The organism is Thalassomonas sp. RHCl1, assembly GCF_947387555.1.
GTDB lineage: Bacteria > Pseudomonadota > Gammaproteobacteria > Enterobacterales > Alteromonadaceae > Thalassomonas.
Map to the genome: position 1 here is coordinate 124,347 of NZ_CANDNZ010000016.1, position 21,474 is coordinate 145,820.

Sequence of the window (21,474 nt, forward strand, 5' to 3'; positions counted from 1 at the left end):
TAATTGAGTTCAAATAACGCGATGACACCTAAAATGGAACCATTGAAAACAATCACTGACAGTTTGCCAGCAACTGATGACAGGCCAGGCTATCGTAGGGAAGATCAACATTTGTTTGACAGGCTATTGGCACAAGAAACGCCTGCTGCCAAACAAGTAAAAAGCTCCCCCGATGAAAAGGTAGCGCATTCACGGGCATCAGTATTGTCATCTCCTGCTGTTCGGGAGACTCAAGCTGCCGTGCGACTTAAGGTCGATAACCTTCAAGAAAGCGAGGTTAATCAATTGACAGAGCGCTCGGCTTCTCCGACCGGTTCAAACTTGTCGGCAGATAATGTAGCTATGGCCAATAGCGCAATGAACATTGCAGGCAATAAGGCGGTGGAGAAGTCAGTGCTTGGCCGCCAAAGTGAAAATATGCCCCTTGAGGCAGCAGGGGAAAATGTTGATATTGCATCAAAGGCACCTGCTTTGGAAACAGCCTTTGAAGAAATCGATGCAAGCAATAATTCCCCTCGGGCTGTTCAGGCAGATAACAATATCTCTGCCCCTGTTAATAAAGAGACTGTGGGCGGGCAGGGAGACTCTAAAGATCAGCAGCTTTTGCTGGCGAAGACTGAGCTAAACACAAATATCAATGCTTTACCGGCAAGTGATGCCAACCAGGTGGTTGAACCGGTGAAAGAGCGCATCGTTTTTCAGGAAAGTTCACCAATGCCGGTTATGCCTGCTCCTGTCTCACAAGATGCCGGTGTTGCCTCTGTTATGAATAGCACGGCTGATGAAAAAATATCTTCTGAGACATGGCAAGTACCTTCGCAAGAAAAAACGGCTGTGCGGGAAAATGCTGTTGCTACATCTCAGTTACCTTCTTTGGAAACTGCCTTTGAAACCGTAGTTGATAGCATAAAGACCTCCGGAGTTGTTCAGGCAGATAACAATATCCCTGTCTTCTTTGAGAAGAGAGCAACAGATAAGGTGACAACAAGCGATCAGCGCCATGCTCACAATCAGCAACCTTTGCAGCCAAAGGAAAATATCACTGCCTTGCCTAAAGGTGATACTAATCGGGCAGTAGAAGCGGCGGGAGAAAGTATCGTTTCCCCGGGCCATTCGCCAATGGCGGTCATGAGCACTGTAATGGTGAATGAATCAATAAATAAAGACCTGAATAAGGCCACAGCAAAAAGTTTGACTGAAACTAACTTTGGTGAACCCCCTGCTGAGGTGCCAAGCCGCCGGGAAGTGCAGGTGCTTTTGGGAGAAAGAACAGCTGCTAAGGTGACAGCAAGCGATCAGGGAGATGCTCATCAGCAACAGACTTTGCAGCCAAAGGCAAATATCAAGACTTTGCCATCGGATGACAGCTATCAGCCGACTGAGCCGAAAGTTAAAAGCACAGCTTCTGCTGACCGTTCGTCAACGCCGGTTATGTCAACGGCGAACATAGTAATAAATAAGGATACAGACAAGCCAGTAGCACCAAGTCTGCCTGGAACCAGCTCTGATAAAAGCGCTGCTGCAGACGTTCAAAGCAGACAAGAAACACAATCGGCTCCTGTGGTTATGCCGCCCAAAAATGTGTCTGAAAGTTCAACAACAAATGTCGTCACAAGTTCAGCCATAGTTTCATCAAGCGTGCGTCACGGTGATCTTGCCTCAGATAGCAATACTGCAGATCTTGAAAATATTAGCGGTGAAGCTGAGGAAACACTTTCTGGTGAGAAAGCAGCTTCACGGGAGCAGGCCAGGGTAGCGCCACCGGCATCATCCTTGAGTGCATCATTTGCAGCAACTGCTGACAACAGCGATAACGCTAGAGGTGTCCGGGCAGATAACGCCATGCCAGCCTCTTCAGATAAAGCGGCGGTTGCAGCGCATAAATCTGAAGGGGGGCATCCTGACTCGCAATCCCAGAAAACGCAAAAACAACCCCATGACTTGCCTGCTAAGGCGGTAATTAATGCTGCCGGTTTAACTCACTCTGCAGGTGCAGAGGGCCCCGGGCGCAGCAGTAGTGGGGGTGAAAAAGCTCCCCGTGATAACCGGTCCCGGGAAGAGTCCTTTTCAGAGTCAGAGCAAGAGTTAGCAACAGCTTCGGCGGTGATGCCGCAAGTCTCAGCAGCGAGAAATACTCCGGTAGGAGAGATCATTTTGCAGAATATCAATAGCCAGGAAAATGATGTGCGCAATCTTCAACAGGTATTGGTGCGAACCGTTGAAGCCATGCTCACGGCATTGCCATCAGGGCAAGAGCGTATCCAGCTGCAGTTGCAGGAAGATGTTTTGCCGGGCACATCCATTGTGATAGAGCGTCAAAACGGCGTTATATCGATAGAAATAAGAACAACCCAGGAACAGAGTTTTACTTTGTTAGAAGCGCATAAAGAATTGCTGGTTAAGCAATTAGAGCAGTTACAAGGCCATGAAACCATTGAAGTGGAGCTTTTTAACGACGACCCCGGTGACGAGGAATCACAACAACAGCGCGACCTTTACGAGGAATGGCTTGAGGAGCTTTCACAATGAACACATGTTACCCAACCCTAAGCCGCGAGCAAATACATCATCACAACCAGCTTCTGGGAGTTGATTATTGCTGGCAACACCAGGCAGCGGACGGAGGGCTTTGGCAGATGCAGTTGAAGACCGTTTTACCTGACTGTCAGGTAAGCCATTACCTGCTGCTGCATGTCGATGGCAGCGAAATGTTGTTTGGACTCGATCAGGCTTTACTGGCTTTATGCTGCCAGGGATTACCTCAGGCAAGCCGCTTACCCGAGGAATTACAGCTAGCATTTTTGACCGACACGCTTGAGCCCATCCTGTCCCGGCTGTTTGCACCGGCATCGGTAAGCATAGAAAAGCAAGCTTATGCCGAGCTCGAAGCCGGAACAAGCTGGGTGGATCTGCCGCTATTGCTGAGCACCAGCGCCGGACAGGGACTGGGGCTAGTCAAATTGCCCTGGGCACAAGCACAGCACTACCTGCAGGCCTGGCAAGGTTCGCCTGCCAATAGCGGCCTAGACGATTTGCCGTTTTGGCTGCGGGTTATCTGCGCGCAAACGCAACTATCCGTGGCCGATCTTACCCGGATTGAAGTAGATGACGTGCTTTTTTTCGATCAGGTCTATCACCCGGAAACCGGCCTGAAAATACAGATAGACGGGGCGGGCAACAGCCTTGCCTCTTACCATAAAAACCAATTGAAATTTTCTCAAACACTGGAGTACAACATGCCTAACGATCTTCAAGCCAGCGATAATTCATTTACCGAAGAGAGCAGTTATAGTGACTACAGCCTCTCACTTACCCAGGAAGAGGGCACTGCTGAACAAGAGGGTGCTGCTGATGAAGACATGTCACCGCCGGAAGAAGATAACCAAGGCGTTTCTCCGTGCAGTGACTCTGGCGTAGTACACAGTGATGATAATGCCCTGGATCACATCAACATCACCTTGAACTTTGAATTGGCCAAGGCCCCCATCACCTTGGCAGAGCTTAAACGCCTGGGGCCGGGGTACAGCTTTGATCTCGGTTTAGATCTTAAGGCCCCGGTTTCCATTATGGTGCAGGGCAAGTGTTTAGGCCGTTGCGAGTTGGTGGAAATTGACCAGCGTCTCGGCGCCCGGGTTGTCGAGTGGCAAGGTAGCGGGGTTGCAAAATGAGCGGCGAGATCGATCCGATACTGCTGATTATCGGTTTATCCGTACTGGCGCTGGTGCCTTTTCTGGCGGTAATGACCACTTCGTTTGTCAAGCTCGCGGTGGTGCTGGGACTGCTGCGCAATGCCCTGGGGGTACAGCAGATCCCCCCCAATATGGCGCTTCACGGCCTGGCGATCATCTTAACCTTTTATATTATGGCGCCGGTGATGTTTGAGATCCAGGATATTGTCGAACAGGAGCCGATAGAGTTAAACAGCTTAGCCAACCTGGGCCCGGTTATCGATAAAAGCGTGATCCCCTTCAAAGATTTCTTAAAAAAGCATTCTAACGAGCGCGAACGGAAGTTTTTTAAAGTCAACGCCGAAAAACTATGGCCAAAAGAGTACAGCGACAGAATTGATGACAACAGTTTATTGATCCTGGTGCCGGCGTTTACCGTCAGCGAGCTGACCTCGGCGTTTGAGATAGGATTTTTGCTCTATTTGCCCTTTGTTGCCATTGACTTGATCGTCTCGAATATCTTACTGGCCATGGGCATGATGATGGTATCGCCGATGACGATTTCCTTACCCTTTAAACTACTGCTGTTTGTGCTGTTGGACGGCTGGGCCAGGTTGATCCACGGTCTCGTTTTAACCTACATGTAAGCAGTTATTAGCAGAGTACTTGCCGATGAATAATGCAGAAATCATTCACCATACCATTGAGGTATTAACCCTGGTATTAATGCTGTCGCTGCCGCCGATCCTGGTCGCGGCCGGGGTCGGGATTTTGGTCAGTTTGTTTCAGGCGCTGACCCAGATCCAGGAACAAACGCTGTCGTTTTGCGTTAAGTTGATCGCCGTTTCATTTACCCTGGTGGCAACGGCCCGTTGGGTCGGTATCGAGCTTTATAATTATGCCGAGCTGATCTTGAAAAACATCGGGAGTCTTTAAGTCGTGCCTGATATCGAGATGCTGCAAACCGCCTTTATTCATTGGGTGTTGGGGACGGCGCGCATACTGGCTGCCTTTGTGATGCTGCCGGTGCTGAGCTCCCAGGTGATGGGCGGCAATATGCTAAAAAATGCCGTTGCCCTGAGCTTGTCGCTTTTTATTTACCCTGTGGTGGCCGGTACTATGCCTGATTCGCTGGAGCTTATGCTGGTGTGCACCCTGCTGATGAAAGAGGCGTTATTGGGGGTACTGGTGGGTTTTTCCATGGCGATTTTATTTTGGGCGGTAGAGGCGGTCGGTTTTTTTATCGATAACCAGCGGGGGGCGACCATGGCCAGCTCCCTTAACCCGCTGTCGGGTTCGCAAACTTCCCCGCTGGGGATCTTGCTGGCCCAGGCATTAAATACCCTGTTTTTTTCAGGCGGCGGTATGCTGCTGTTTTTAGGGGCGCTTTATCAAAGTTATATTATGTGGCCTATCGGTGAATTTACCCCGAATTTTTCTCCGGCCTATATTCAATATTTTTTGCATCTGCTGGATCTATTAATGAACCTGATGCTGCTGGTGTCGGCGCCGATTATTGTCGCCATGTTTTTCAGCGAATTTGGTCTTGCGATGATCGGCCGTTTTGCCCCGCAGCTAGACGTATTTTTCCTGGCGATGCCGGTAAAAAGCGCGGTAGCCTTTGCTTTTCTTGTGGTTTATGTCGGGATTTTATTAACCTTTTTTAATAAGGAAATTCATTCGCTGGATGCCTCCTTTTCGTTACTTTTTAAAACGGTGTTCAGTGCCTTATGAGTGAAAAAACCGAACAACCCACGCCCAAGAAAATACGTGATGCCAGAGAGAAAGGGCAGGTGGCCCAGTCCAAAGAAGTGGTTTCAGCGTTATTGATGTGCGGCATTTTTGCCCTGTTTGTTGCCATGAGCGATTTTTATATCAGGCACTTTGCCGCCATGATCGATGCCCTGGACGCGGTGTATGAGTTACCTTTTCGGGCGGCTTTTAAAATAATCCTTAATGAGCTGTTTGACCATGCCATTGCCATGCTCACCCCGATTATTATTTTGGTGGTGATCATCGCGATTGCCGCCAATGTCGGCCAGTTCGGTTTTTTGATCTCCTTTGAATCGATAAAGCCGGAATTTAAAAAGATCAATCCCGCCGAAGGGGTCAAAAAAATCGTTTCGAAGAAAAGTTTGATCGAAGTGCTCAAATCGATTGTGAAAATTCTGTTTTTAGGGTTTTTGATCTATCAGCTGATCACCGACAATATCAATGATTTCGTTAAAATTCCCCACTGCGGCATCAGCTGCCTTATGCCTTTGGTGGGCTCGCTGTTTATCCAGCTGTTCATCTACAGTGCGCTCGCTTTCATCATTATTGCGGTGTTTGATTTTTATTTTCAAAAGTCGCAGCACATTAAACAGCTGATGATGAGCATGGATGAAATTCAGCGGGAGTTTAAAGAATCGGAAGGGGATCCTGAAATTAAAGGCAAACGAAAACAGATGCATAAAGAATTGATGGAAGAAGAAGTCAAACCCAGGGTGAAAAGTTCAACCGCAGTGATCACCAACCCCACCCATGTCGCGGTGGCGATTTATTACGAAAAAGGCGTGACCCCGCTGCCGTTGGTGACGGCCATGGGCACCGATGACAACGCCCAACAGATGAAAAGGTGGGCCAGGCAGGCGGATGTGCCTATTATGGAAAATATTCCCCTGGCCCGAGGGTTGCTCGCCAAGGCGGCGATTGATAATTATATTCCGTCTGACTATATCGCCCCTGTTGTGGAAGTGCTGAAATGGGTTGAACAACTCAAACGCGAACAGGAGCAACATTAATGTCGCTTTGTGGCTTCAAGCTTCGGCGGTGACAGTTTTGTTGCCTGGCTGAAGCTTTTAAAGTTGCTGAAAGTTTCTTCCAGAAAGCCCCAAATAAGATCACCTTCAAGATAAACACAAACCCCTGTCCTGTTTCCTAGCTATACCGGTTGATAAAGATAACCCGTGCTGCTCAAACAAATGAGCAGTTTATTTTTTACTACTTAAATAGGACTTTGTATGAATCAGACAAATGAAGAGGTTACTGGGGAAGGTACTGAAAACAGCCTGCTTAGCCCTTTGAGCCAGCCACAGATGGATGCCGTTTATGCTTACGGCATGCAGCTGTTTTCTGCAGGCAGCTATAAAAAAGCCGAAGAACTTTTTGCCGGTTTGTGCCTGTTTGATATCGCACAACCGCGATATTGGCAGGCTAAAGGGGACTGCCGCAGCAAACAGGGGGATTATCATGGCGCCTATCGCTGTTTCTCCGCGGCCAGTACTATCGCGCCCAAAGAACCGAAGCACCTGCTTTCGGCCGCTTTATGCCAGATCCGGCTATCCAAACCAAGTCTGGCTAAAACCTGTTTAGAGCAAGTGTTGGCGATGAACCCGGATGATCTGTTAACCACCAAAAAAGCGCAGGCGCTGCTGCAGCAATGCCAGTAGTTAAGCGCAAATGGCCATCTGATGTTGGCCAGTTAAAAAAGGGAGAATACCGAGATGACATCACCTATATACACATCCACCATCGCTGATTTTAATACTTACAATTCGGCGGTCACCAGCACAGAAACCAAGGACAAAAACAACAATACCCTGGTTACCCTGAAGTTTGGCAATAACAGTTCCCTGACCACGACTTATGACGAGAACGGTAACTATGTCGGTATCACTTATACCGACAGCCAGGGCAATGAGCATGACGGTTATGGCTATATCGCCACCAACTCGAATGCGGTACAGAGTTTATTTGCCCTTAAGGCCTATGAGGCGGCAAGCAGGGGGAAAGAAGAGTTAAAAAAAGCCTTTAATGATAACACCATCACCCGGGCAATGGCGTCAGCCGACAGCCGTGCCATTGACTGGAGCGAGGAATTGCTCACCGATGTTAATGTGTTGATGTCGCTTTTGGGCGGGGCGATGCGCGAACTGATGGCAGAAGCCGAGCGCAATGAGATCAAAAACCTCGAAGAGGCGCAGAAGCTGGCGGAAGTAAAAATTCTGGCGGAAATCAAAGATTACTTTAAGAAACTGCGCGAGCAGGAAGACTCTATGTTTGCGATGGAAATTGTCTCCTGGGTGGTGGCGGGGGCGGCCCTGGTTGCAGGGGCGGCATTAATGGCCACCGGGGTTGGCGTCTTTGCCGGCGCCATCATGATTGCCCTGGCGACCGATACCATGATTGGCCTGGGCACCGGCGAAAAAACCGGCATGGCCATGGCGACAGAAGCCTTGACCGATCTTTTTGTCAAAGCCGGCATGGATGAACAAACCGCCGGGATTGTTGCCGGTGTGACCGTTGCCGTGATTGTTGTGGCCCTGAGTATCGGCGGCGGTGCGGCGGGCGGCGCCCTTTTTGGCGGCAGTGCGGCTGCCAGCAGTGTTTCCGCCACTACGGCATCTTCCGTTGCCGGGGGGATCAGTGCTGCGACCCAGGGCACCCAGGCCGGGTTTTCCATCGATGTTGCCATGAAAACCTACGCCGCCCGTATGGCGGAGTTAAAAAAAGATGAAACCCAGATAGAAAATTACTCGATGCAACTGCTAATCGAGGAAGCGGTTGCGCTTGTTAAAAAGTGGCTTGAATCAGAGCAGGAAATGTTGAAACAGGCCAGTGACATGATGGCAAAAACGGCGCAGACCAAATTATCACTAGTAGCACATATTTAAGGGGATAAACATTATGACGGCTATATCGACTAACCAGGCGGCAAGCAATCGGGCGGAAATCAATGCGCTTGAACAGGATGCCGTGAAAAAACATGCAGGCGCTGTCGAGGCGGCGTATTCGAAAATAATCAGTGGCGTGCAAAGTATTATTGCTCCGCCCGGGGCGGCGGTGCATGCTTCTGCGGCGGCCGTGGCTGCGGCTGCGGGCACTTCGATGGAGGAGGTTTTTCAAACCTTGTCGGCACCGGCAGAGAAAACCAATATGACCGCCTCGCGTATCGATCACGCTGAGTTGTATAAATTGATGTTTAAAATAGCGGAATCCTTACGCCAATCGGCGAAAGAGCAAGCCTGGACAACCGCTATGGCGGAGCAGACGAAAAAACTGGCTGCTATTGAAGATAAGAGAGATGCGGCGGAAACCCAGTTGGCATTCTCGGTTGCCACAGCGGCGGTGCAATTGGCCATTGCCACGGTTTCTGTGATAGCAACGGTAAAAGCCGAATCGGCGGCGGCGCAACAAAGGGCTAAGCTGGGACCACGTCCCGAAGCGCCGGAGCCGGTAGCCCCAGCTGCGCAAAATCAACCGAAAATAGCTTCTGCTGCCGAGAATCAGCCGAAAATGACTTCTACCACAGGAGAGACTTTTACCAGAGGCGAAGTGCCGGTTAAAGGCGAGACGTTTGTCAGAGGTGAAGCGGAGGTTCCCGCCAAAGGTGAGGCGATGAACACAGATAAGGCGGCCAGGTTAAAAGCAGATCAGGATGCCGAGTTAAAAGCCGAGCAGGATGCCTGGGATGTGAAAGCCAGTAAGATTTCCACCGATCATAATAACGCCCTTAAAGAGCTGGAAATGTATAAAAGCCTGCCGCAGGGGGGAATAGAAGTGGTTAGATCGATTGGCAACTACCTGTCCGAAATCAAGCGGCTTGATGCCGAGCAGGAGCAGGTGAAATCTGACATGCTGCGGCAGATGACGGAGGAAATGAAAAGTATGGCGGCGAGTGCTGAAAAACTTATCGATGCCGTGCTGCGCATTATCCAGGATGAATCCCGCATACAAAATCAAACCATGAGTGCGATTACCAGACATATTTAACAACACTATGAAATGTGCTGTGTCTAATCACTAGCACTGACTATTGCGGTATTACACCCCGGCGTTGTTTTACCGCAATAACTACCCGGATACTTTAAGGAGACTTTTATGACAAATCAGACCACACAATTACAGGCATGGCTCGACGAAATGGGCGGACAATTGGGGGCAACTTTTACCCTGGATGAGCAGGGCCGTTGTTTCATCCAGGCAAATGAGGAAACCAATTTATGCCTGTTTGCCATTGAAGGCAGCGATCATTTTTATATCAATGTAGAGCTTATTGAGGTGCCGGTAACAGGAGCTGAAATGCTCTTTAGATGCGCACTAAGCTTAAATTTATTCCAGCAGGAAACCCGCGGCGCCACCATAGCTTTTGATGACCAGGCCAATACCCTGATGCTCTGCTACAGCGGCAGCTATGAGTCAAATACCTTCCAGGACTTCTCGAATGTGCTTAATAACATGATTGACTTAACCGCCAGCATCCAACCGCAACTAAAAGAATCACTGGCCGACCATACCAACCAAGCAGCCGCCCCGGCCATAAATGAAATAGGCCTTCGCCTATAAAATATGACTCAAAGGCCTGCGATCAAGCCCTAGCTAGAGAGCAGGCCCACTTTACCCCTCTAAAATTCATTCCCTCTCTTATAAGGCCACCCATAATTAGTCTGAACATTTTTGACTTAATGAACTAAACTTAACAAGTTGATTTCAAGAGTTGGGGTAGAGTAATGCCAAAGCCGAGAGAAAGACAAATAAGTTTATTAGATACCCCATATTATCACGTCTGTAGCAGGGTGGTCAGAAAAGCTTTTTTATGTGGTATTGATGAAAGTACAGGAAAAAGTTATGAACATCGCAGAGACTGGGTAGAAGCGCGTATTCATCAACTTTCACAGGTTTATTCAATAGATATTTGCGCCTATGCCGTGATGCATAACCATGTACATATTGTGTTGTATGTTGATACAGACCGGGCAAAAAATTGGTCGACAGCAGAGGTACTGAACCGATGGCATCAATTGTTTAAGGGCACCTTGCTTACACAACAATATATAAGTAATCAACCACTTGATAAATTCCAGCAAGCCAGTGTAGACAGTACCGCAGAAACCTATCGTAAGCGCTTGATGGATATAAGCTGGTTTATGCGCTCACTTAACGAGTCAATTGCCCGGCAAGCAAATGCTGAAGATAACTGTACCGGTCGTTTTTGGGAAGGACGGTTTAAGTCCCAGGCATTGCTAGACGAAGCAGCCCTGCTAGCCTGTATGGCCTATGTTGATTTAAACCCGGTAAGGTCAAAGGTGGCTAAAACACCTGAGCAATCAGCATTCACAGGTATCCGTCTGAGAGTAAGAGCGGCTTTAAAAGGTGAGCAACCCAAACAATTAGTTCCTTTTATCGGTGGTGAACAAGCGAATAAACTCAAAGGTCTTAACTTTACTCTACAGGATTATTTAACTCTGGTTGATAGTACCGGGCGTGTTGTCAGAGAGGGTAAAGCGGGAGCAGTAGATCAAGATGCCGAAGCGATATTAACTCGCTTGCAAATACCAACAAAAAGCTGGTTAAAACTGGCAATAGAGTTTGAACAAACCTTCACGGGAGCTGTTGGCACACCGTCACATTTAGCAGAGTTCACAGAGCATGTAGGGTTAAAGCGAAGTCACGGTATTGCAAACAGCAAGCAATGGCTGAATATGGTATGATTTTGTAGTAATCCCCTATTTTCCAACTTGGTTATTCCAAAGGTTAATAATGTTTAACCAACATTCTGATGTCTAAGTTTTGCTTAATATTCAGGTAATTTATCAACAATTTTCGGAAAGTCACTTTTTCTCATTTTTGATGTCAAATAAGAGCTTAAAGGTAAACTCTTTGTAGTTTATCGGTGGTTTAAATTTAAGAATACAGGAAATATATATCATGGGTGGCTTAATAAAGGGGGTTGCTTAGGGGGGAGTTTTTGATAAAAGCTGGAAAAGTCAGAAGCAAATTTTCTAGAAGGAAGAGGGCTGAGGCCTCTTCCATAAATAGCCTAAACCTATGTGATAGCCATATGTATAAAAACTATCTTATGCGGTGGCTGCTTATTTACCGTTTTAGCCTATGCCTGGTCTGTATAAGTCATCGCTGGAACAACGGCCAATATAAATCCAACGAATTTCGTTGACGGTTCCGCCTTCAACATCAAGCCAAAGCTCGTATAAGGCACCATTCGTGCACTCGTATAGTCCTTGTGGTGTTAATTCTGCCTGGACGCTTGTTGCAAACAAGCTTGCTGCTACTAAAGGTAACAGTAAAGAAGCTTTTTTAAACATATTAGAATTCTTTTTATATTATTATTTTTTTTCTATTTATTTTGGCATAAAGATAGTACGATAAACAACCTGTTTGTCGATGGCTAAAGGACAAGTGAACCTGGGTAATTATCTGAGTAATAGTAAAAAAATGCTGGGAAAGCTTGTCCCGTCAAGCTTACTCATACTCAGGGGGGCGCTGAAAATATAAGTTATTTAGCAGCTAAAGGCAGCTGTTTTTTTGGGGAGATATGTCAGCAATTATTGCTGCTTATAAGAAGAATTAAATCCCGGCCTGGAGCCTGTTAAAGTATTGCCGGAGAGCGCTTGGTGGCAGCGTTCTCCCGGCTGCTGGAGTTGTGTTGTAATCTCGTTAAAGCGTCAGGTTGGCCAAGGATGCGAGGCTTTCGTCGTAATCAATGATTTGGTCACAGCCTTGCTGTAAAAATTCATTGATATCGCCGATTTTCGCTATGGCTTCATCCGCGTCCGGGTCTTCTCCTTGCTGATATTCGCCAATGTTGACCAAAAGCTCGACATCCTGATATTTCGACATTAACCGCCTGATATAACCCGCATTGTCTATATGTTCACGGTTGGTAATATTGTTCATCACCCGGCTGATGCTGCCCAGAACATCTATGGCCGGGTAATGATTTGCCGCGCCTAATTTACGGGATAAGATGATATGGCCATCCAGGATTGAGCGGGTTTCATCAGCTACGGGTTCAGTCATGTCATCACCTTCAACTAATACCGTGTACAGGGCGGTAATTGAGCCTTTGTCATTGAGGCCGGTACGCTCCATTAATTTAGGTAAGGTGGCAAAAACCGAGGGAGGGAAACCTCTTCGTGTCGGGGGTTCACCCGCCGCCAGGCCGATCTCGCGTTGTGCCCGGGCAAAGCGGGTGACGGAATCCATCAACAGCAAAACCCGTTTGCCCTGGTCTCTGAAATATTCGGCGATAGCGGTAGAGACGTATGCGGCTTTTGCCCTTTCCATGGAGGGGCGATCTGAGGTTGCCACGACAATAACGGCTTTTTTTACCCCTTCAGGGCCTAAATCATGCTCAAGAAATTCCCTCACTTCCCGGCCGCGCTCTCCGATAAGGGCGATGACGACCACATCGACATCCGCGCCTTTGACCAGCATAGACAGCAAAGTGGTTTTACCGCCGCCGGCGGCGGCAAACACTCCCAGCCGCTGCCCTTCTCCGCAGGTGATAAAGCCGTCGATGGCTTTTACGCCAAGGGAAAGTGGTTTGTCTATCAGGCGACGGGTTAACGGGTCCGGTGGCGGCGCGTAAACAGGGTATTGCTCATTGCAGATAAGCGGGCCTTTGGTTGCTGTATCTATCGGCTGTCCCATTCCATCAAGTACCCGGCCGAGCAAGTTGTCTCCCACCGCTATCGTGTGTTGTTTCCCTGTAGGAATAACCTCAGTGGCACCGGAAATCCCCTGCATATCACCCAAAGGGGTCAGCAGGGCGTCGTGTTTATCAAAACCTATGACTTCTGCCATCAAGTCTCTTTCTTGCCCCGGCGTCGTTAATAAACACAGCTCCCCGGTTTCAACACCGGGCAGTTGTGCGTGCAATATGGTCCCCAATACTTTGGTGACGCGGCCGCGTAAGGTGACCAATTCTGCGGTATTGACACATTCGGCAATGGTCTCGCCAATATAGTTAAGTGCGCTCATAAATTTGCTCAATTAAACCGATAATATCCTGGGAAACCATAACTGCTGTCTTGTTTACCTTTTTATGCTTTCGCGCTTATCAATAAGACTCTTGCCGGCTTAATCGCATTTTTTCATTAATTTAAAAACAACTTTTCCGGGGCTGTCTCTTAGTTTCAGTTTTTACAAATTTGGGTCTTTATCCGTCATGATGAAAAAAATAAGCTTACTTAGCGTTATCTTGCTGCTGCCGTTGATTAATGGTTGCGCCCAGTCGGTGCAAAGCCTGCCGATATTGGCAACCTTGAACCCGGTTACTGCCAGTGCCTTAACCCGGGCCGAAATCCGGCTGGAAGTCAAAGATGGCCGCCCGGCATCACCGGTATCCGATGATCCGCTTGCGATCGAGTCAATAGAGACGAACGATTTGCAGGACAAACTTAAGCTTATGCTTGAGAGTCAATTGAGTCACAGGGGCATCAGGGTGGTTAATGGCTTTGAAAACAGTGCTTTAGTGGTCACGGTAGAGTCGATAGCGCACCGCAGTTCAGATGACCTTTGGCAGGGGTATACCTATACCCAGGTGAAGTTGTCTGTCGTAGCCACCACGGCAGAGGGCCGTTATCAAAACAGTTATCAGGTTAATTACAGCCAGCCTTTTCATGCGCTGTCCGACGACGATGACAAAAAATACCTGATAAGCACGGCCATTTTTCAGGCAAGCCAAAAAGTGCTGCAAGATTCTAAATTGCTTCGCTTTTTAATGAAATAAGCAGTGTTTTCAAACTATTAAATTTATTCCAACCAAGGATTAACTCATGAGAATCGTTATTTTCTTAATCGGTGCTTTATTTTCCTGTGAGCTTTTGGCGAAATCACTTCAATGGGATGAAGCTTATGCGGTGCATTCAAAAGGCGAAAGCATTGCCAATGTCTTAAAAAATTTCAGTGCCAATTATAATATTCAAGCCGTGATCAGCCCGCAGTTAACCGCAAGGGTACTGGGGGCATACAGCGGCAAAAACGGCCGTGACTTTTTAGACAAACTGGCGAAAAAGAATGCTTTTACCTGGTACAACGACAACGGGGCTATCTATTTTTATGCCACGTCCGAGTATCAAAACCGGGTATTCCACTTAAAATATATTTCCCCCGAATATTTAGAAGACATGCTGAGAAAAGTCGGCATCTGGGACGGGCGCTTTAACTGGCAAGTGGCCTCCACCGAGCAGCTGGTGTATATCTCAGGTCCACCACGTTTTATCAACCTGATCGAACAGACAATCTGGACGCTGGACGTTGATCATACTAAGGAAACCTATGTGCTGAAAATCTTTCCGCTTAAGTATGCCAGCGCGGTTAATACTCAAAGGGTATATCGCGGTCAATCCCGGGAAGTTTTTGGTGTTGCCCATGTTTTACGGCGCCTGGTGGGGATGACGCACACACAACAAAACAATAATTGGCTGGAAAAAAGCCAGCAGGCAAACGCTATTATCGGCAGCAAGGTTGTACCCGCCAATCAGCAAGGTGCTTTGGCGCTTACCCCGGAGCGCGGTCAGCTGGCCTCCATTGAAGGGGATCCGCGCCTTAATGCGGTCGTGATTTATGATAAAGCCGAGCGTATGCCCATGTATCAGGAAGCGATCCGCAGCCTGGATGTGCGCGCAGAACAAATTGAAATTGATGTCACTATCTTGAATATCAGTACCGAAAAAGCCAAGCAGATGGGACTTGAATGGGCTATCGGCAGTAACGGCAATAACCAGGGGGCAACGGGTAATTCGATCAACTTTGATTTTGATGCCGATATCCGCGTGCTGGAGAAAAGCGGACATGCGCAGATTTCATCCCGTCCTGTGATCGTTACCGGCAACCATCAAAGCACGATACTGGATAACAGCACCACTTTTTATGTCAGGGTTGCGGCGCAGGAAGATGCGGAGTTATTCCCCGTATCTGTGGGCACAAGTATCGATTTAACCCCGCATTTGATTATGGAAAATGGTGAGCACAAAGTGATCATGGACATTAATATCGAAGACGGGCAACAAAATGGCCAGCAGGTGGATTCTATTCCCGTGGTCAGCGCCACCAGTATCAGTACCCAGGCGATGATTGAAGAAGGCGGCAGTTTAGTGGTCGGCGGTTATCACTATGATGTGGAAATGCACCAGGAAACCCGGGTGCCGATATTACATACCGTTCCCTGGGTGGGCAACTTATTTAAGTATCACAATAAGAGCGTCGTCAACATGGTGCGCCTGTTTATTATCAAGCCCAGGGTAATTGACTAACCAATAGTTGCTCATCAACTCAGTAATGACAAAACAAGGGAGTACTAACGTGACCACATGGTATTTACGGGTTTTAACCGGACCACAAAAAAATGCGGAAATAGAGCTGGAACCCGGCACACAATGCCTTGGGGGGAGCAATGACTGCGATCTTATTTTACAAAGCGAGAGTATCGAGGATAAACATTTTGAACTCATCCTCGAGGGGGAAACACTGACCCTGAATAGTTTGGTTGAGAGTGCTTTTTTACAAAACGGTAAAGAGGCGAGCGATCGAAGCATTGCACTAAACCATGGCGATTATATTTGTGTTGGCGAGCTGATCTTCGGCTTCGCCAATGGTGAATATGAATGGCCGGAAGCACTATTAGCCGGGGAAACTGAACCGGACGCCAGTGAAGAGGAGGAGGAAGACGACGGCGATTGGGGCATGTTCTCCAGCGAAGGCGATGAAGACGATGAAGATGAGCTGGAAGAGCTTGAAGATGACGAACCGAAAAAATGGCTGACAAAAACCAAGTTAATTTCCGCGACCACTATCGCGCTATTCAGCTCGGTGGCGGCGGCCGGGGTTGCTATCAACCAGGCGTCTGTTGAGGCAGAAAAAAAAGCATTTTTCGATCCCGAACAGGTACGCACTGAACTGGCCGAGCGCTTTCCAGGCGCCGGTTTAACCCTCAGCCGGGACGACGAGCAGCTTCCCTGGCAGATATCGGGTTATTTAACCAATATCGAAGATCAACGGGAGCTGAATGACTGGCTACAGCTCAGGTTTCCCAAGGTGATCAACCGGGTATTGAACCAGCACTTGTTGCTCAGCTCCGCCCAGCAAACGCTTCAGGCGCTCGGGTTTTCGCATATTAAGGTGGAAAGCACTGCTGAAAACGGGGTATTTGCCCTGGTTGGGGATATAAAGTTGCCAACAAAATGGCAGCATGCGTTTCATACTTTACAACGCGATGTTACTGGTGTGACTGCCTGGCAGGATCAAACACGGGATAAGCGCTGGTTACCTAAACCGAATATTCAGGTGGACAGTGTCAACATGGGCGAATTGCCTTTTTTAATCACCAGGAACGGCGAATCTATTTATGAAGGGTATACGATTGACGGACATTTTACCGTTGACGAAATCGCGCTTGACCACGTGATCATGCGTTTTCAAGACCGAAAAATTAAATACCTGATTGATGATTTATAAATATTAATACCCGTTAAATAAGCCATTTATCAACAACAAGAGAGAAATAGTGATGAACAATTTTTTTATGACCGACCTTGAGCAGACATTAGCCGGTGAAGAACGAGAAACCTGTATCAAGCATTTACAGGCAGCTTTTGACCAGGAAATAAATCAGTTCAAGGCAGCGCTTAGAAGGCCTAGTACTACGCAAGAATTTAACCGCAACAATGCCTGCCTGGATGTTTTTTCAAATGGCTTAACGGTATTGAACACCATCACAGAATAAATCAGGCACTCAGTCTTTATTCTTAATATTAACTCTTTTAACCGCATTGCTATTACACAGGAGACAAGCAAATGTCTGATTTACTAAAACAAACCACAGAACTGGGATTGATCGCAGCAGGCCGAGGCTTAGAAAAGCAAGCCCATGCCATCAGTGAAGGTCTAAAAGTATTAAAACCTGCCGCCGCAGCGCCTTATATTATCGATACTTTGCTGCTGCTGGGGAAAAAGCAATATCAACAAGCGTTAACAACATTGGAAAAGCCGACATTCCGTGACGATGCGCTGGAGGCATTTAAGGTACTGGTGCTGGCACTACAGGGCAACCGCCAACAGGCACAGAACCTGATGAAGCAATCAAACAGTGTTGAGTTCAAGCCTTTTTTCGCGCAAATCGAAAGCAACCTGCTCTCGGGGGCCCACTAAGGTTCGCGCCTTAACTTGTTCCTGTGAACAGGGGATTATCGGTATCAAATTGATATCGCTTTATTCGCGGCTAAGTAATTAGGAAAAATAATGCTTTCAGTTATTAAATTAAAAAATGGCGTCCTGGAAAATAAACCCTCGGGTAATTTGCTTAAAAAAAGTGATTACCGTGCTTATATGGACCACAAGCGTTTAGCAGCCTATAGCAAGCAGCAGGTAAAAAAGCGCCACAAGTCGGCAGATGCCCGAATGGCTGAGCAAGAAGAAAAAGGCTATCAAGCGGGGCTTAAGGCAGGAAAAGCCGAGTCCCGCCAGCAGCTACTGGCGCTTAATTTAAAATCAATCGAATATATTAAGGCATTTGAGCACCAGGCATGCGAGATCATTCAAGATGTCCTGCAACGCATCCTTGGCCAGATAGATCAAAGCACGCTGATCCAGTCTCTGGTGGGCACGGCGATTAAAGCGGTTGAGACCGAGCAGCAAATAAAGATTATTGTCTCCGGTAACGATGTCAAAGCGGTAAAAGCACGGGTAGGGCATTGGCAGGAGCAATATCCGAACATAGAGCGTATTGATGTTATTGCCGACAGTAAAATGCCGGTCAGATCCTGCCGGCTTGAAACCCCGGTAGGGGTGGTAGATGCTGGCCTTCAAACCCAGCTTAACGCATTGCACAAATCTCTGGGGGCTGTATTTGGCTCCCTTGAAGAACAACCGCTAGATGAAAATAAAAGCATTGAAAACAGGGAGCTAAGCTATGGATAATGAAGCCGTTAACAGAGTCGCGGATCAGCTGATACGCCGTAAATTAGGTTATTTGCCCATGCCTGAGCCGGAACCCGCTAAATATGATTTTAGTGTATTGGGCAAGATTGCCATGGAAGAAATCAATCGTCTGATTGCACTGAAGAAAAAAGAAAAGCGTAAAATGCAGGCCAAGAAAAAGCGGCGTGTAAGATACTGCTTGTAATTAAGTCTGCTGAAATTTTTCTTTATTACTTCTATACGTGGCCTTAGGAGGCGATGATAAGTCGCTCCGGGGTCGCTGCCTGCTTGCGCTTTAGTCGCCTCACATTACCGGACGAATCACTATTTTTCGAGATTCCAGCTGTTTTTCCTGATGACAGGAAAATATATCCAGGTATTTTTACCTTCCCACCAGGAGCAAAACGCAGCCCGTGTAGAGTTGCTTTGCCTTGCAAAAGATAAAAAGTAAAAACAAAAATCGTTAACCTGATTCTTATTAGCAGGTTTCAGGCAGTGATGTTGTGACTTGAGAGTGTTTTTAGCCGAACCGTCGAGGATGACATTTTCCATGAAACTGATACCTGATCCACAGGCCCTGATGTAACCCTGTTCGCAACAGATAAAAGGCTTTGGGCAGTTGATAAAGCTCAAATATGAGCACCTTAACAATGAGACTTCAGCATGACTGGCATAACAAACAAGCAAATAACAAGTAGATTTACCGGGGGAGCGATGTTAAGTGCGCAGGAACGGCAATACCTCTGTGAGCACATTTTAGCAGATAAGGCTTTTGCCGAAGCTGAACCGGAACTTCACTTGAATGTTAACCGAACAGAGGCTCGGGCAATGAGCCAAAAAACTGAAACATCTTCCCGGTTATTGCATGGCGATAGCGTAGCCGGCTTTTCTGGAAAAATACTGAAACAGGAGATGTTTACCTTTGGGGCCGACCCGGGTCATGTTGACGCCGGCTTCGGGACGGGAAATAAGCACAGTGTCATTGTTATGCCTCAAGGCACAGATTCGAGTGAAAATCTTGCGGACAAGAGCAGTACGGCAATGGTGGACCAGATTGAAAATGCAGGAGCATACAGCCTTAAGAGTGCGAAACTGGTACGTGATGCATATCTTTACACCGGACTGGCGAATGCAGTGGCGGATGGCACTGAGATAAGCTCGGTATTCTCTAAGGTGATGAGAATGTTACAAATATCAGATGCAATGGCGATGCTTTCAGGGCTAAGTGTACGCGGCTACCATCATACATTGACCAGCGAAATTCAGCACCTTCCCGTCCTGGACAAGATGCGTCAGCTTAAAAAAGCAGAGCAGTACCTGATGCTGGCAACCTCTGTCCCGGAAGATATCTCCGGGTTGTATACCATAGAGGAAAGGGAGTTGCTGCTCGGCGGTTATGGGGCAAAGGTAGATGCTAAGCTAGCCCGGCTTCACCAGGGTAATTTTTGTCAGCATATAATCAAGATGTCACGGGAGCAGCTTATCCGGCTTGCCGATACTTACTCGCAGCAATACCCGGGGATAGACAGGCTCAGAACCGCTCCTGTTTTGCTTTAACTCGCAGCCCCCAGGTCAAAACCGCGATAAAGACAAAATACGGCTCTGCACATTCAGATTTGAGCCTGACATTGCATTGACGGGTTGTTACCTACAGTCGGACATGCAGCGAAACGACTCTTCGGCACAGGCATCCATTTGACCCGGGGTGGTGGCATTACCCATGCAAACCATCTCGGCTGTGTAGCAACGGGAAAAGCAGCCAGGCTCAAATATGGGTATATCAATTTCTGCATTTGCAAAACTGCCTAAGCTTAAGCCAAAACCAAAGACCGCTGACTTAATCATTAATTTACTATTCATATTTTAATTTCCTTATTACTTTATTATTGATTTTTATGAAAATTATCATGTAAACAAGCCACGATAATCTTTTATTTATAACAAAACCTGCACTATTAAACCACAGCGTTTTCTATCAGGCTTGCATAAGAGTGCTGAGGATTTTTTTGCTGGCATCGTTATTGACAAGAAAGGCCCTGATGAATTTATTTTCTGATTGTGCTAAAGCACAGCTCAGTGTTTTACTTATATAGAGTTATGTTTTTGCAAAAAAAACAGAATTTAAGGGCTATACTTCAAACATTGTTGCTAGGGATGGATGGCATGTTAGCGAGCCGCGGGGGAGCATTTTAGCTGTAACCAACAGGTACTTTGCCTCGCCCTTTCATCAATCGTCAATTTTTCTCAATGCTAAATGGATAAAAGCTTATGGACGCAGTGACATGGAAGCGTGAGCAGCACAGTGAAGTCGCCTATTGCCGGCAACACTGTTTACCTGAGTTCTCCCATATTAACCATTATTGGGATGAAAACCGGCAAATGGTGGTTGCGAAGATCTTACCGGGGGAATTTTATATCACCAGGCAAAATGTTGCCATTGCGACTACTTTGGGCTCCTGCATTTCTGCCTGTGTCTGGGATCCTGTGGCGGGCATTGGCGGTATGAATCATTTTTTACTGCCCTTGACTGATAAAGATGCCGATCAGGTCAACTGGAGCCAGCGGGGCAAAGAAAGTGATGCTACCCGTTATGGTAACTTTGCCATGGAGCATTTGATTAACATTATATTAAAGCACGGCGGCCGTAAAAAGAACCTGGTCGCTAAGTTATTTGGCGGCGGGGATATGCTCAATAATATGTCGAGTGTCGGCATGAAAAACCTCCATTTTGCCCTGCGCTATCTGGCCTCTGAAAAAATCCAAATTGAAAAGGCCGATGTCGGTTTAGCTTGTCCGAGAAAAGTCATCTTCGAGCCGGCAACGGGCAGGGCTTTTGTTAAAAGACTGCAAAATTTGTCTAACGACACCATAGTGCAACGCGAAAATGATTATCGTCACCGAATAGATGATGAACATGCCGTGGAAGGTTCGGTTGAGTTATTCTAACCAAAGCTTTACCGCTTTGAGCAGTATGCTTTTGTCTTACCAGTGAGCTTTTCCCGTTAAAAGTCATTGCCTGTAAAAATATGGGACATATATGGTCACTCCCCCCGAGTCAAATAGATTTGGGGATTTTCTCTTCTTTTTGCCTGCTTCTGCTATATGC

The 21,474-nt window shown here is 47.4% G+C and carries 24 protein-coding genes; 20 read left to right on the forward strand and 4 right to left on the reverse strand.

What is annotated here, in order from left to right; genetic code table 11:
- The first annotated feature begins 3 nt into the window (after positions 1 to 3).
- From QL234_RS27715 to QL234_RS27765, 11 genes are all read left to right on the forward strand, one after another.
- Positions 4 to 2,529, forward strand: coding sequence for a type III secretion HpaP family protein (locus QL234_RS27715; protein WP_281561002.1), 2,526 nt, complete (start codon positions 4 to 6; stop codon positions 2,527 to 2,529).
- Positions 2,526 to 3,668, forward strand: coding sequence for a type III secretion system cytoplasmic ring protein SctQ (gene sctQ / locus QL234_RS27720; protein ID WP_281561003.1), 1,143 nt, complete (start codon positions 2,526 to 2,528; stop codon positions 3,666 to 3,668). The genes QL234_RS27715 and sctQ overlap by 4 nt, the downstream gene beginning before the upstream one ends.
- Positions 3,665 to 4,315, forward strand: a complete 651-nt coding sequence (gene sctR, locus QL234_RS27725; RefSeq protein WP_281561004.1) for a type III secretion system export apparatus subunit SctR — start codon at positions 3,665 to 3,667, stop codon at positions 4,313 to 4,315. Before sctQ ends, sctR begins: the two co-directional genes overlap by 4 nt.
- A 25-nt stretch (positions 4,316 to 4,340) precedes the next feature.
- Positions 4,341 to 4,604: a type III secretion system export apparatus subunit SctS gene (gene sctS / locus QL234_RS27730; RefSeq protein ID WP_044831080.1), complete on the forward strand. Its 264-nt coding sequence runs from the start codon at positions 4,341 to 4,343 to the stop codon at positions 4,602 to 4,604.
- 3 nt (positions 4,605 to 4,607) lie between these two features.
- Complete coding sequence (sctT, locus tag QL234_RS27735; protein ID WP_281561005.1) at positions 4,608 to 5,402, forward strand: type III secretion system export apparatus subunit SctT; 795 nt, start codon at positions 4,608 to 4,610, stop codon at positions 5,400 to 5,402.
- Entirely contained in the window at positions 5,399 to 6,451 is a 1,053-nt protein-coding gene (gene sctU, locus QL234_RS27740) for a type III secretion system export apparatus subunit SctU (RefSeq protein WP_281561006.1), read from the forward strand. Before sctT ends, sctU begins: the two co-directional genes overlap by 4 nt.
- A gap of 219 nt (positions 6,452 to 6,670) precedes the next feature.
- Positions 6,671 to 7,099 (forward strand): hypothetical protein, encoded by a 429-nt coding sequence (locus tag QL234_RS27745; protein ID WP_281561007.1) that lies wholly within the window; start codon positions 6,671 to 6,673, stop codon positions 7,097 to 7,099.
- A 54-nt stretch (positions 7,100 to 7,153) separates the two neighbouring features.
- Positions 7,154 to 8,323, forward strand: coding sequence for a hypothetical protein (locus QL234_RS27750; RefSeq protein WP_281561008.1), 1,170 nt, complete (start codon positions 7,154 to 7,156; stop codon positions 8,321 to 8,323).
- 13 nt (positions 8,324 to 8,336) lie between these two features.
- Positions 8,337 to 9,422, forward strand: coding sequence for a hypothetical protein (locus tag QL234_RS27755; protein WP_281561009.1), 1,086 nt, complete (start codon positions 8,337 to 8,339; stop codon positions 9,420 to 9,422).
- Positions 9,423 to 9,530: 108 nt separating this feature from the next.
- Complete coding sequence (locus QL234_RS27760; protein WP_281561010.1) at positions 9,531 to 9,995, forward strand: CesT family type III secretion system chaperone; 465 nt, start codon at positions 9,531 to 9,533, stop codon at positions 9,993 to 9,995.
- A 164-nt stretch (positions 9,996 to 10,159) separates the two neighbouring features.
- Positions 10,160 to 11,140, forward strand: coding sequence for a transposase (locus tag QL234_RS27765; protein WP_281561011.1), 981 nt, complete (start codon positions 10,160 to 10,162; stop codon positions 11,138 to 11,140).
- Between the two features lie 393 nt (positions 11,141 to 11,533).
- Here the strand turns inward: QL234_RS27765 and QL234_RS27770 are convergent, their stop codons facing one another.
- Together QL234_RS27770 and sctN are read right to left on the reverse strand one after the other, a co-directional pair.
- Entirely contained in the window at positions 11,534 to 11,752 is a 219-nt protein-coding gene (locus tag QL234_RS27770; RefSeq protein ID WP_281561012.1) for a hypothetical protein, read from the reverse strand.
- A gap of 352 nt (positions 11,753 to 12,104) precedes the next feature.
- Positions 12,105 to 13,430: a type III secretion system ATPase SctN gene (gene sctN / locus QL234_RS27775; RefSeq protein ID WP_281561013.1), complete on the reverse strand. Its 1,326-nt coding sequence runs from the start codon at positions 13,428 to 13,430 to the stop codon at positions 12,105 to 12,107.
- A gap of 187 nt (positions 13,431 to 13,617) precedes the next feature.
- Between sctN and QL234_RS27780 the strand changes: the two genes are divergently transcribed.
- The 7 genes from QL234_RS27780 to QL234_RS27810 all read left to right on the forward strand — a co-directional run bounded on the left by QL234_RS27780 (position 13,618) and on the right by QL234_RS27810 (position 18,573).
- A complete protein-coding gene (locus tag QL234_RS27780; RefSeq protein WP_281561014.1) occupies positions 13,618 to 14,181 on the forward strand; it encodes a YajG family lipoprotein in 564 nt (187 codons plus the stop codon).
- Between the two features lie 46 nt (positions 14,182 to 14,227).
- The gene (sctC, locus tag QL234_RS27785) at positions 14,228 to 15,706 is read left to right on the forward strand and encodes a type III secretion system outer membrane ring subunit SctC (protein ID WP_281561015.1); all 1,479 of its coding nucleotides are present in this window, start codon (positions 14,228 to 14,230) and stop codon (positions 15,704 to 15,706) included.
- A 49-nt stretch (positions 15,707 to 15,755) separates the two neighbouring features.
- Positions 15,756 to 16,907 (forward strand): FHA domain-containing protein, encoded by a 1,152-nt coding sequence (locus QL234_RS27790; protein ID WP_281561016.1) that lies wholly within the window; start codon positions 15,756 to 15,758, stop codon positions 16,905 to 16,907.
- A 52-nt stretch (positions 16,908 to 16,959) separates the two neighbouring features.
- On the forward strand, positions 16,960 to 17,175 hold the full coding sequence (locus QL234_RS27795; protein WP_281561017.1) for an EscE/YscE/SsaE family type III secretion system needle protein co-chaperone: 216 nt from the start codon (positions 16,960 to 16,962) through the stop codon (positions 17,173 to 17,175).
- A 71-nt stretch (positions 17,176 to 17,246) separates the two neighbouring features.
- On the forward strand, positions 17,247 to 17,600 hold the full coding sequence (locus tag QL234_RS27800; RefSeq protein WP_281561018.1) for a hypothetical protein: 354 nt from the start codon (positions 17,247 to 17,249) through the stop codon (positions 17,598 to 17,600).
- A gap of 90 nt (positions 17,601 to 17,690) precedes the next feature.
- A complete protein-coding gene (locus QL234_RS27805) occupies positions 17,691 to 18,368 on the forward strand; it encodes a FliH/SctL family protein (protein WP_281561019.1) in 678 nt (225 codons plus the stop codon).
- Positions 18,361 to 18,573 (forward strand): hypothetical protein, encoded by a 213-nt coding sequence (locus QL234_RS27810; RefSeq protein WP_281561020.1) that lies wholly within the window; start codon positions 18,361 to 18,363, stop codon positions 18,571 to 18,573. The genes QL234_RS27805 and QL234_RS27810 overlap by 8 nt, the downstream gene beginning before the upstream one ends.
- A gap of 119 nt (positions 18,574 to 18,692) precedes the next feature.
- Here the strand turns inward: QL234_RS27810 and QL234_RS27815 are convergent, their stop codons facing one another.
- Complete coding sequence (locus QL234_RS27815; RefSeq protein ID WP_281561021.1) at positions 18,693 to 18,920, reverse strand: hypothetical protein; 228 nt, start codon at positions 18,918 to 18,920, stop codon at positions 18,693 to 18,695.
- A gap of 276 nt (positions 18,921 to 19,196) precedes the next feature.
- Here QL234_RS27815 and QL234_RS27820 point away from each other — a divergent pair, with 276 nt between their 5' ends.
- Positions 19,197 to 19,925 carry a hypothetical protein gene (locus tag QL234_RS27820; protein ID WP_281561022.1) on the forward strand — a complete coding sequence of 243 codons (729 nt, stop codon included), beginning with the start codon at positions 19,197 to 19,199 and terminating at the stop codon, positions 19,923 to 19,925.
- Between the two features lie 87 nt (positions 19,926 to 20,012).
- Here the strand turns inward: QL234_RS27820 and QL234_RS27825 are convergent, their stop codons facing one another.
- Entirely contained in the window at positions 20,013 to 20,228 is a 216-nt protein-coding gene (locus QL234_RS27825; RefSeq protein WP_281561023.1) for a hypothetical protein, read from the reverse strand.
- A gap of 408 nt (positions 20,229 to 20,636) precedes the next feature.
- On the opposite strand from QL234_RS27825, the gene cheD reads away from it, so the two are divergent.
- Positions 20,637 to 21,314, forward strand: coding sequence for a chemoreceptor glutamine deamidase CheD (gene cheD, locus QL234_RS27830; RefSeq protein WP_281561024.1), 678 nt, complete (start codon positions 20,637 to 20,639; stop codon positions 21,312 to 21,314).
- The last annotated feature ends 160 nt before the right edge of the window (positions 21,315 to 21,474 follow it).